The organism is Aquamicrobium ahrensii, from assembly GCF_040545755.1.
GTDB classification, from domain to species: domain Bacteria; phylum Pseudomonadota; class Alphaproteobacteria; order Rhizobiales; family Rhizobiaceae; genus Mesorhizobium; species Mesorhizobium ahrensii.
Window position 1 is genome coordinate 188,647 of record NZ_JBEPMN010000006.1, and the last position, 10,314, is coordinate 198,960.

At 59.0% G+C, this 10,314-nt stretch carries 13 protein-coding genes and 2 pseudogenes; 7 read left to right on the top strand and 8 right to left on the bottom strand.

Annotated elements, in window-relative coordinates; all coding sequences use genetic code 11:
• The first annotated feature begins 2 nt into the window (after window positions 1-2).
• The 4 genes and pseudogenes from ABID44_RS10515 to ABID44_RS10530 all read left to right on the top strand — a co-directional run bounded on the left by ABID44_RS10515 (window position 3) and on the right by ABID44_RS10530 (window position 4,173).
• Window positions 3-908, top strand: coding sequence for an ABC transporter permease (locus ABID44_RS10515; RefSeq protein ID WP_354151662.1), 906 nt, complete (start codon window positions 3-5; stop codon window positions 906-908).
• 94 nt (window positions 909-1,002) lie between these two features.
• Complete coding sequence (proX, locus tag ABID44_RS10520; protein ID WP_354151663.1) at window positions 1,003-2,037, top strand: glycine betaine/L-proline ABC transporter substrate-binding protein ProX; 1,035 nt, start codon at window positions 1,003-1,005, stop codon at window positions 2,035-2,037.
• Window positions 2,038-2,302: 265 nt separating this feature from the next.
• Window positions 2,303-2,539, top strand: a pseudogene (locus ABID44_RS10525) (magnesium chelatase domain-containing protein); the annotation flags it as partial.
• Between the two features lie 464 nt (window positions 2,540-3,003).
• A complete protein-coding gene (locus ABID44_RS10530) occupies window positions 3,004-4,173 on the top strand; it encodes a porin (RefSeq protein ID WP_354151664.1) in 1,170 nt (389 codons plus the stop codon).
• Between the two features lie 63 nt (window positions 4,174-4,236).
• Here ABID44_RS10530 and ABID44_RS10535 read toward each other — a convergent pair whose 3' ends face one another.
• Window positions 4,237-4,923 (bottom strand): antitoxin Xre/MbcA/ParS-like domain-containing protein, encoded by a 687-nt coding sequence (locus ABID44_RS10535; protein WP_354151665.1) that lies wholly within the window; start codon window positions 4,921-4,923, stop codon window positions 4,237-4,239.
• Between the two features lie 188 nt (window positions 4,924-5,111).
• Window positions 5,112-5,429: a hypothetical protein gene (locus ABID44_RS10540; RefSeq protein WP_036992162.1), complete on the bottom strand. Its 318-nt coding sequence runs from the start codon at window positions 5,427-5,429 to the stop codon at window positions 5,112-5,114.
• A 190-nt stretch (window positions 5,430-5,619) separates the two neighbouring features.
• Between ABID44_RS10540 and ABID44_RS10545 the strand changes: the two genes are divergently transcribed.
• A complete protein-coding gene (locus ABID44_RS10545) occupies window positions 5,620-5,913 on the top strand; it encodes a hypothetical protein (protein ID WP_035025139.1) in 294 nt (97 codons plus the stop codon).
• 93 nt (window positions 5,914-6,006) lie between these two features.
• Here the strand turns inward: ABID44_RS10545 and ABID44_RS10550 are convergent, their stop codons facing one another.
• The 5 genes from ABID44_RS10550 to ABID44_RS10570 form a co-directional block, all read right to left on the bottom strand.
• Window positions 6,007-6,198, bottom strand: coding sequence for a KGG domain-containing protein (locus ABID44_RS10550; protein ID WP_354151666.1), 192 nt, complete (start codon window positions 6,196-6,198; stop codon window positions 6,007-6,009).
• Between the two features lie 806 nt (window positions 6,199-7,004).
• The gene (locus ABID44_RS10555) at window positions 7,005-7,331 is read right to left on the bottom strand and encodes a hypothetical protein (protein WP_354151667.1); all 327 of its coding nucleotides are present in this window, start codon (window positions 7,329-7,331) and stop codon (window positions 7,005-7,007) included.
• Window positions 7,328-7,558 (bottom strand): hypothetical protein, encoded by a 231-nt coding sequence (locus ABID44_RS10560; RefSeq protein ID WP_354151668.1) that lies wholly within the window; start codon window positions 7,556-7,558, stop codon window positions 7,328-7,330. The genes ABID44_RS10555 and ABID44_RS10560 overlap by 4 nt, the downstream gene beginning before the upstream one ends.
• Window positions 7,476-7,694, bottom strand: a complete 219-nt coding sequence (locus ABID44_RS10565) for a hypothetical protein (protein ID WP_354151669.1) — start codon at window positions 7,692-7,694, stop codon at window positions 7,476-7,478. Before ABID44_RS10565 ends, ABID44_RS10560 begins: the two co-directional genes overlap by 83 nt.
• Window positions 7,691-8,689 carry a glycoside hydrolase family 19 protein gene (locus ABID44_RS10570; protein ID WP_354151670.1) on the bottom strand — a complete coding sequence of 333 codons (999 nt, stop codon included), beginning with the start codon at window positions 8,687-8,689 and terminating at the stop codon, window positions 7,691-7,693. The genes ABID44_RS10565 and ABID44_RS10570 overlap by 4 nt, the downstream gene beginning before the upstream one ends.
• A gap of 167 nt (window positions 8,690-8,856) precedes the next feature.
• Between ABID44_RS10570 and ABID44_RS10575 the strand changes: the two genes are divergently transcribed.
• Entirely contained in the window at window positions 8,857-9,069 is a 213-nt protein-coding gene (locus tag ABID44_RS10575) for a hypothetical protein (RefSeq protein WP_354151671.1), read from the top strand.
• A gap of 134 nt (window positions 9,070-9,203) precedes the next feature.
• A complete protein-coding gene (locus tag ABID44_RS10580; RefSeq protein ID WP_354151672.1) occupies window positions 9,204-9,881 on the top strand; it encodes an outer membrane protein in 678 nt (225 codons plus the stop codon).
• A 156-nt stretch (window positions 9,882-10,037) separates the two neighbouring features.
• On the opposite strand, the pseudogene ABID44_RS18705 reads toward ABID44_RS10580, so the two are convergent.
• A pseudogene (locus ABID44_RS18705) lies at window positions 10,038-10,229 on the bottom strand (DUF4376 domain-containing protein); the annotation flags it as partial.
• Between the last annotated feature and the right edge of the window lie 85 nt (window positions 10,230-10,314).

The window sequence follows — 10,314 nt, forward strand, 5'->3', positions numbered from 1 at the left end:
CCATGTCGGACACCATGAACACGCTCCGCGCCGCCACCGATCTGGCCCGGCCTTCGCATTATGGCGAACTGCCGCTCGACGACTGGATTCAGGCGGTGGTCAAGGACTGGCTGGTGCCGGTCTTGCGGCCGTTCTTCCGCATGCTGCAAATGCCGATCCAGATGCTGCTTGACAATCTCCAGGCATTGCTGCTGGCCATCCCCTTCGCCGTCCTGCTGGTTCTCGTCGTGCTCGGCGCATGGCGGGCGGCGGGCCGGGGCGTGGCCATCTTCACTCTGGTGTCGCTGCTGCTTCTCGACTGGATCGGCATCTGGCGCGAGACCATGATCACGCTGGCGATGATCATCACCGCCGTCGTGTTCTGCATCATCGTCGGCATTCCGGCGGGCATTCTCGCGGCGCGCAGCGACCGGGCGGCGTCGGTCATCCGGCCGATACTGGACGTCATGCAGACCATCCCGTCCTTCGTCTATCTGGTGCCGATCGTCATGCTGTTCGGCGTCGGGATGGTGCCGGCGGTCATCGCCACCATCATCTTCGCCCTGCCGCCGCTGGTGCGTCTCACCAATCTCGGCATCCGGCAGGTACAGGAGGAACTGGTGGAGGCCGGCCGCGCCTTCGGTTCGACCTCGCGTCAGATCCTTTGGGAAATCCAGCTTCCGCTGGCGTTGCGCACCATCATGACCGGCGTCAACCAGACACTGATGCTTGCGCTTTCCATGGCGGTGATCGGCGCGCTGATCGGCGCCGGCGGCCTCGGCCTCATCGTCAACACCGGCCTTGGCAGACTCGATGTCGGCTACGCCAGCGTGGGCGGCCTCGGCATCGTCTTGATGGCGATCATCCTCGACCGGGTCACACAGGCGCTCGGCGAAACCGGAAACGACAGGAAAAGAACAGGCGCCTGACGGCGGCCCGTTCCCACGCAAGGAGATTATGAAGCACATCCGGACCACCACCAAATCCAAGCTCACTCCACACCACAACAGGGAGAAACAAGACATGGCTGGAAACAGGATTCTCTACGGTATCGGCGCGGCGCTGACGGCGCTGACGCTCAGCGTCTCGCCGCTGGTCGCGCAATCGTTGCCCGGCGAGGGAACGACCGTTCGTATGGGGCAGCCCACTTGGGACACGGAATGGTTCCAGGCGCAGGTCTACAAGAAGGCGATGGAGGCGCTGGGCTATACGGTCCAGGGGCCGACGGCGCTCGACAACCCGCCCTTCTACCAGGCGCTGTCGCAGGGCGACATGGATTTCTGGGCAAGCGGCTGGTTCCCGTTGCACAACACCTATCTTGAAGAGATCAAGGGCAAGGGCAGCACGGTCGGCTATGTCGCCAAGGGCGGCGCGCTGCAGGGCTATCTGATCGACAAGAAGACGGCCGATGAACACAATATCCGCAAGGTTGAGGACTTCAAGAAGCCGGAAATCGCCAAGCTGTTCGATGACAATGGTGACGGAAAGGCCGATCTGGTCGCCTGCCCGCCCGGCTGGGGCTGTGAACTGACCATCACCCACCAGATGGAAGCCTACGGGCTGGGCGATACGGTTGAGCCGATCAAGGCCGCCTATTCCGCGTCCATGGCGGACGCCGTCAGCCGCTTTGAGCAGGGCAAGCCGATCTTCTTCTACACCTGGACCCCGAACTGGACGGTCGGCATGCTGAAGCCGGACGAGGACGTGGTGTGGCTCGAAGTGGAAAAGCCCTCGCTGCCGGAAGACCAGAAGGAGATGGAATCGCAGACTTCCATCCCCGACGTGAAGGGCTGCGCCAGCAACCCGTGCCAGATGGGCTGGCCGGCCAACGACATTCAGGTTGTCGCCAACAACGACTTCCTGGAGAAGAACCCGGCCGCGAAGAAGCTGTTCGAGGAAATGAGCATTCCGCTTGAGGACATCTTCGCGCAGAACGCCCAGATGTATCAGGGCGCGGACAAGCCGGCCGATCTGGAGCGTCAGGCCGACGAGTGGATCAAGGCCAACCAGCAGACCTTCGATGGCTGGATCGACGCCGCCAAGGCTGCTGCTCAGTAAGCCACGGGTTGCATTGTTGCTGCGATCGATGGCTGGCGGTGTTGCACCGCCAGCCATTTTTCTTGCGGCGTCACCGCCACCCTGAAGCGAAGCCGGAACAAATGTTCTCCTTTTTCAATTTGGTGCAACCTGGTTGCACCTATGAGGCGAACTTGTTCCCGTAATGTTCTTGCGGAGCAGGGCGTTTCGTGCTTCATTTCCGGATCAGGGGCCGGTGCGGGGACGAAGCTGCCGGGACCTGCCGTTATTGGTTGGGGGCGGGGATATGGTTTCACGCGTGCGCACCGTGGCCTTTCAGGGCATCGAGGCCGTGCCTGTCGACGTGCAGGTGATGGTTGCGCCCGGAAAGGTCGGCATATCCATCGTCGGGCTGCCGGACAAGGCCGTGGCCGAAAGCCGGGAGCGCGTACAGGCCGCGCTGCACGCTTCGGGGCTTTCGATGCCCGCCAAGCGGGTGACGATCAATCTGGCGCCGGCCGATCTGCCCAAGGAAGGCAGTCATCAACATAAGAAATAATTGTAATTTCAATTATTTATATGTGAGGTGCATTTCCAACTCACCAGATACTCACCGTAAGCTTGGCGATGGGCTGTACGATTGACTGTCGCGACCGAACCCAGAATATGCAGAGGCCCCATCAGGACAGCAGGGAATGCGTCCTCGACGAGGCCTCTTCTCGACTGGAGATCGAGGGCCACAAAGAAGCATAATACCTTCACTCGGTCCAGCGGGTGAAGGCGACCAATCCTTACCACATTCTTAATGCACCCGCCTCAATCGTGTCAAAATTGCAACAGCCCATTCCCAATGGCCACGACAAAGCACCTGTGAGCGTGGATTGGGCTTGAATGAATCGGCTCAGTGGGAAATCAATCAGGCCGGAAAGAGGGGCGACTCGCACGATCTTTTCACCCACGGCCTTCGGGCACTCAGGAAAACAGTTCAGTTTTGCACTGGAGAGACACATGAACATCAAGAGCCTGCTTCTCGGCTCCGCTGCGGCCCTCGTCGCAGTTTCTGGTGCTCGCGCTGCCGACGCTATCGTCGTGGCCGAGCCCGAACCCGCTGAATACGTCCGCATCTGCGACGTCTACGGCGCTGGCTACTTCTACATCCCGGGCACCGAGACCTGCCTCAAGGTCGGCGGCTACCTGCGCTATGACATCGGCGTGGGCGACGTGCTGGGCCTCGAAAGCATCGACAAGAAGGATTTGGTTGGCAGCAGCGTCGTCGACATCAATGACACCTACTTCAAGCGCATGCGCGCCCAGCTCACCTTCGACGCCCGTTCGGAGACTGAGTACGGCACCCTGCGCGGCTATATCGCCACCTACTTCCAGCGCGATTCCATCGAAAGCACCAATGCCCGTCTCGGCCCTACGGGTGCTCCTTGGTCGAGCACCTCTTCGGATTGGGCTCTTGAGCACGCCATCATTCAGCTCGGCGGCCTGACCATCGCCTACACCGACTCGCTGTTCGAGACGCTGACCGACTCGGCCGGTTCGGTCATCAACGACGACATCGGCGTCGCCTACTCGCCGGGCAAGTCTCACCTGATCGCCTACACTTTCGACGGCGGCAACGGCTTCTCGGCCACGATCGGCGTTGAAGAAGGTTCCGGGGTTAATTACACCATCGATTCCTACGTTCCGCATGTCGTGGCTGGCGCCTCGTTCACGCAGGGCTGGGGCAAGATCTCGGGCGTCATCGGCTACGACTCCGTCTGGGGTGAAGTTGCCGGTAAGCTGCGCGTCGACTTCAACGTCAACGAAGCTCTGAGCCTCTGGATCATGGCTGGTCTGCAGGATTACGATTTCGATCGCGCCTGGGATCTCGGCACTGCCACTACGCTTGGCAGGAGCGGATATTATGGCGTCTGGGGCGGCGACTGGGCTGTCTGGGGCGGTGGCAAGTATCAGTTCACCGACAAGGCGGCACTGGACTTCCAGCTCGCTTATGACGACCATGAGAACTTCGGCGCTGCTGTCGGCGTGAACTACGCACTGGTTCCCGGCTTCAACATCCGCCCGGAAGTTGTCTACGAGTCCGGCTATGCACGTGACATCACCGGCGCCAAGGTTGGCGGCAAGCAGGACGGCTGGGGCGGTTACCTCCGCTTCCAGCGTTCGTTCTAAGATCGGTTTCACCGTCTGAACAGAAGAACCCGGCAGGTAACTGCCGGGTTCTTTCTTTAAAAGTCAGGATTGAGAGCTACGCGCCAGCTCAATCACGCGATCCTGCTCACCCTCGATCAGCAGATCAATCGGATCTTCACCATTCAGGGCCACGTTCGGTGAGGTAAGCCACTGCCACGCTGCGCGCTGATCTCCGAAAATGGTGATGACTTCCGCAAGGCCATCTACGGGACGGCCATCAAGAAATTGCTTCAGCGGAAAAACAGGCTTCTTGCTAGTCTTGGCATTGAGAGCGATGCAATCACCACGCTTATGCCATCTGTGAAGCGTGGACCGATTGATCCCAAAATGCTTTTCGATCAGCGACGGGCCTGCCACGGGCCCGGCCCAATCGTCAGGCAGTTGTAGGCCGTCCGGATTGATCGGCGCGGCCGCATAGAAACGTTTGATCCCGTGGTCGAGGTTGCTTTGCGCTGTCTCCACAACGTTGGCGACGAAATCAGTCGCAAGCTCTGTGAGATGGTCCTCCAAGGAAGCCATGGACCGTTGGACCGATTGCGGTTGGACGGCGATTTGCGCAGCAATCATCGCAGCCAGCCCTGACGCTGTTCGGATGCCGGGCAGATGGAGGGTAGGGTCGTGCTCCCGTAACAATTCGCCAATTTGCTTGGCGATCTGGATTTCCAGTTCCTCGCGTTTTGCCAGTCGCGATCTGAAAATATCGCGTGACAATCTCCGTCGTGTTGCCACTCTTCCAATCTCCGCTGCCTATTGTTCAAAGAAGAGCGACCACCTTTGAGCGTGCGTCAACGCCTGCGGGTTAGCGCTCTGGGCCTAATAGCGGATGATACTAGTACCTCTATTCTATAGCATATCAGCCTCTGGAAGCTTTCCCGCGGAGATTTCAATGTCGGCGAGGCGGCAGCGCTCCATCCGGTTCAGCCACAGCCGACACGCGCGCGTTTGGTGATTTCACCGAGGACGGCGCGATGCAACATGGTTCGTGGCCCGCGGGCAGCCAACCGCTCAAGGAAATCCAGAGCCTCCCCTGGGCTTCGAGATCGCAGCAGAATGTCTGCAATCTCGACTGCATCGGTCTTGCTGAATGCCTGTTCCGATTCGAGCTTCTGACCTATTTCCACCAACTCAACGATGTGCCGTAGCTGCTCGTTGTCTCCTATAGTGACTCTGAGTTCGTTGATGCCTTCCGTCAGGCTTAGCGGCTTTCCATCTTTATGTGAATCTTTTGGCGACATGCAAAAGCGCCTTCCATATACATATTGCGTGGCCGTCCCTTGCCGTATTCCTTCCTCATCAATAATGCCGAAGCAAAATATATCAACGTGCATTACAACCGCACACAACCAGAGCGACTCTGGCCATAGTTATGGTTTAGAGGCAGTATCGACCTATGGTGATTCTTAGCATCACCAGGCGGAGGGTAATATGACTCAAATCAATCGGATGAAAGTTTCGCAGAACTCGCTGGCAACTATTTCTGAGTTCGAACGCTCGGAGCGCCAGCGCGAGGTTATCGAATATTTGGGGAGTATGATCGGTCAGCTAGCAATAATGGCCAAGGCAGAACGCGCGCAATACCTTGGGTATCTGCTCGATATGGCCTACACGGAGGCTTGGGATATCCTGCGCGGTGATCGGTTGGCAGATGCCGGCAGTCCGGGACAACAGGGCCGCAGGAAAAAATGCCCTCTGCCAATTCCCCAAGACAGAGCAATATAAGCTGGCACCGAACTTAATGGGTATATTTTACTCAGGCAACAAGAAATAAGCCCGCCACTTTCCGGATGGCGGGCTTTATCAGGTGGCTGATGATTATTTCTGTCCACCCTTGCGGCCGGCCTCCGAAGCTCGTTCCCGATCTTCTGCGAAGTTGCCTTTGCCGCCGCGATGATTGTCGTCAGACTTTTTGTTTTCCGATGCATGTTGTTGCTTGTTATCGTCGTTCTTGTGGCTCTGCTGGCCAGCTTTCACATGCTGTTCGTGAGTTCCGCCTTGGTTCGGCATGATGCTTCTCCTGGTTGGGTTGTCGCCAAGCTTCTGTGCCTGGCGCTACACAATCCAAGGGAGATCGAAGCGTTCCGTCACGTAACATATCGTGACAATTTTTCAGACCAGGGGTTATGAAATGCAGGCATGATCGCCGCAGCGAGTCGTAGGAGAGTAACGTGCTATTGCATCAAAGGGGCGTCGACGTATTGCTGAAAGTCATGGATGCAGCGGATCACATAGAACACTTTGATGCAAATCAGCTGCAAGCGTTGCTGCGAGAGGTGGCGGAGGTTATGAGCGCCATTCTGGAGCGAGACGCACGGCATATCGTCCAAGGTAACGATCCCAATCACCTATAGGTAACCTTGCAGGGACCGAATCTTCTGAAACTGTCCGCTTCTCTTGGGAACCCTGCGCCAAAGCGTTCGTTGGTTTCACGCTGAAGCCGCGTCAACCGGGCTCGGCGGTATGGCAAACAGCAGAATTTTCCCGGTTTCCTCTGCTGGCCAACGAATTGGCAGACGAGTGTCTATCCCGCCCGGCTACAGCCTTTAAGCCTGTCATAGCTTGTGCGGAACATCTTCGTGAGAGCAACGCAATATGAAAACCGCAATCCACATAATGATAGTTGCCTTCGCGGTCGCCGTCATTGGCGCGCTTGTGGCTGTTGCCATTCCCTTGGCAGAAGTGGATCCCAGTCCTACGGATTCCGTGACGGTAGAGTGAGTTGGCGCAGAAAAGCCCGCCACCCTTGCGGATGACGGGCCTGTCGCCTGAGACACGCCCGCAAACGGACGTGCCCCTCACTGGCTTCCAATGAGCTAAGTTCCGGTTAAGGCGACCCATACCTTTTTACCAAAGGCGACTGCCAGCCCGCCCACTGAGGCGGCGGCGAAGCTGACAAGCATGAGTGCCCCGACGCCGCGTTCGCGCCAGCGCGAGAACTCGGCAACGGGTTCCTCGACCTTCTCAAGCCGCTTGTCGATGCTCTCGACCTTGCGGTCGGTTCCTTCGGTGCGCCGCTCGATCTTCTCCAGCCGCTCATACTGCTGTTTCCGATCCTGTCGGGCCTTGTCCTGATCGGCAATGATCAGATCGAGCTTGCCTTCGATCCTGCCGATGGCCCGGTCCTGGCTGGCGTCGTTCATTCCTGACTTTCCTTCCCGTGCCTCGCGCAGTCCTGCTTGCTCCACACACCGCCAGCGCAGAGCCCGACGACAGTGCGGTCGATCCTGCGTTGATCGGCTGCCGTTGCGCCGCGCGCGCCAACGAGATCGGTCCCGACCACCTGGCTAAGGCCCTTCACATTTGCCGGCGCTGAAGTTCCACATCCCGCCAGCATCGATGCACTTGTCATAAGCGCCGCGAGCGCCATCAGCCGAATTGCGTGCCGCATCGTTCTGCCTTTCGATTTTCGTGGTGACGGATCGTGCGCCGTCTTCCCGGATGATGTAGACGAGCGCGATGACCGCGAGGATCACCGCGCCCACGAGGATCAGACGGAAAGTCATGCCAGAGCCCCGCGAATATCGCGGATGACTTCCCCGATCTGGGTGCGTAGAAGCACAAGGATGAGGATCACCGCGATAAGAACGGCCCCGCCCGCGAGGACGGCCTGCCAGTCGGCGCCAAGGAACGCGCTGAGACCAAGGCCCGCCACACCACCGCCACCGGTCAGCTTGGCCCACCAGTCTACCTTTTCCTTTACCTTCGTCTCGACGGCTTCGGGGATGGTAGGAACCTCCACCTCAATCTCTCGCTCGACGGTCTCGACCTCACGGTAAGGGTTCGCGCCAGAGAGGGCCTTGTGCAGGGCCATGCGGGTTTTCTCCCCCGCAATGCCATCGGCCATACCGGCTTCGGGATGGTTCTGCTGGAAGCGCTTCACTTCCGCTGGGCCGTATCCAAGCAGAACCAGCGCGGCGCGCACATACCAGTTCACGCGGTCGGCGAAGCCGTTGAGCCCACCATTCACCCGGCGCGTAATCATCTCGATGTTGTTGTCGTCGGCGTAGCGGTTGAGGCTGCGACCTTCCGGGTTGCCGGCATCCCAATACCAGATCGGACCAAGTCCTTCCCACGGATCGGTTACGACCGCTTCCGGGTTCGTTTCGAAGTTCGGGGCCTTGGGATCGATCTTCTTCGCCCATTTCGTGAAGGCGCGATAGTTGGTCCGACCGGTGATCTGGATCGGGCCGCGTCCACGGTATCGGGAGCCGTCGCCCTTCTGGACATTTCCGAGATCGGCGCGGCCCTCGTAGCGCTTCTGCGCCGGCGTCGGACCCCATATCTCGCGGTCGTAGTTGAAGGCCCCGCTCTCGTGGAGGATTTGAGCGAGGAACTGCGCGAGACGGTGCGGCTGGGAAAGACCGGCCTGCAAGCCATAGGCCGCCAGCCCTTCGGCCAGGCTATTCGCATTGGCCTTCTGCTTGGCCGACAGTTTGCCGACGATCCGTTCGATTTGCGCAAGCGTGATCGCCGCGCCGGCGGGCACGGTTCTGTTCATGGTGGTTCCTTTCAGATTGTCAGATCAGCCGCGGAACAAATGTGAGCTGTTTCACATTTCTGTAGGATTCTGGGATATGCTGCACACGCGGCTATTCAGTAGTCGTTTCTGCTGGGTGCCCACGACGAAGGGTGCGCCAGTTCCTTTCGAATTTGCGGGGGCAAGACATGGAAATCTACATCGAACCGGCCAAGCGGGCCGGCAGGCGAAAACGAATCCGGAATGCGGCGCTTTCACCAGCCGAGGTAACCGCCTACCGAGACGGGATATGCTTGACGGTGGAGGCCGCAGGCATCTACGACAACTCCACCTATCGCTATACGATCAAACTTTCTCCAGAGAATTTGGCCCTGATCTACGGCACATGGGGCAGGTGCTGACCGCCCGATTGCCAGTTCAGGTTTGCGGGTTAGAATGCGCCGGCTGTCCTTACGAGGGGACGGCAGGGCCGGCGCTACTTTCAAACCTTAGTGAGGCGTGTTATCGGGCCAAGGCATTTTGCTTGGGGCAAATCATGAAACAGCTACTGCTTGCCGCCGCCGCTTTCGCGCTCAGCGTCGGGACTGCCGTTGCGCAGGATGCCACCTACGACTGGTCGGGCGCTTATATCGGCGCGCAGGTCGGATATGGATGGTCGGATTCTTACGTTTGGCTGAGAGATTACGGTGCCGATCTCCAATACTTTCCGGTCGAACCCGACGGTGCACTCGGTGGTCTCTATGCGGGGTACAACCACCAATTGGCGAACAAGGCCGTGCTTGGAGCTGAAATCGACATCGCAGCTTCCGACATAAACGCCGACGCCACCCTGCTCTACGATCTTGCGGGCGTCGTGGTTCCCAACAACGTCGCAACCGCAAAGCTGAAATGGTCAGGGGCGCTGCGGGGACGCGTCGGCTACGCTTTTGACCGTATCTTACCTTACGCGACCGCCGGTATCGTATTCGGTAGGTACGAAGTCATTCCCGATTATGCTAGCACGCCCCCGCTACCCGGCGAGAAGACCCACGTCGGCTGGACGATCGGAGCGGGTGTGGAATACGCACTTGCCGAGAATCTGACGACCCGCATGGACTACCGCTATTCCGATTTGGGCAGCGCAACCTATGCGATTCCAGGTTTCCCGAACAACGACACGCATGTCGACCTCAAAACCCACGACATCCGTCTCGGCATCGCCGTCAAGTTCTGATCATCCCGTTCGACATTTTCCGAAGGCTCCGCCACACGCGGGGCCTTTTTTTGCGCCGATTGTAAGATCAGATTTGCAGGCTATTGTCCCTCTGCGGCACCCCAACGCCGCAGGGCCGGCGCGCTCCCCGCCCCCAAGCGAGAGCGTGTCGGCCCGCTATGCTTCGGAAGCGAAGTACGTATCCACTTGCTCGACGGTCGTAACTGTCCCGTCAGTGATCGCGGCAACTACTGCCTCTTCGAGATCGAAACACGCCTGCACATGGTCGCCGACCGCCGTGGCGATGGCTGCAACTGTGGCGGCGTCAAGCTCAACCCAGCCCGAGGCAGCCTTGAACTTTGAGGTGGACCCGTCTGGTGAGACAGCTTGGCGGCTTGGCTAAGGTGGATCGGGTTGGTTTCTACGCCGCCAATTGCTCCGTCATTTGTGCCGT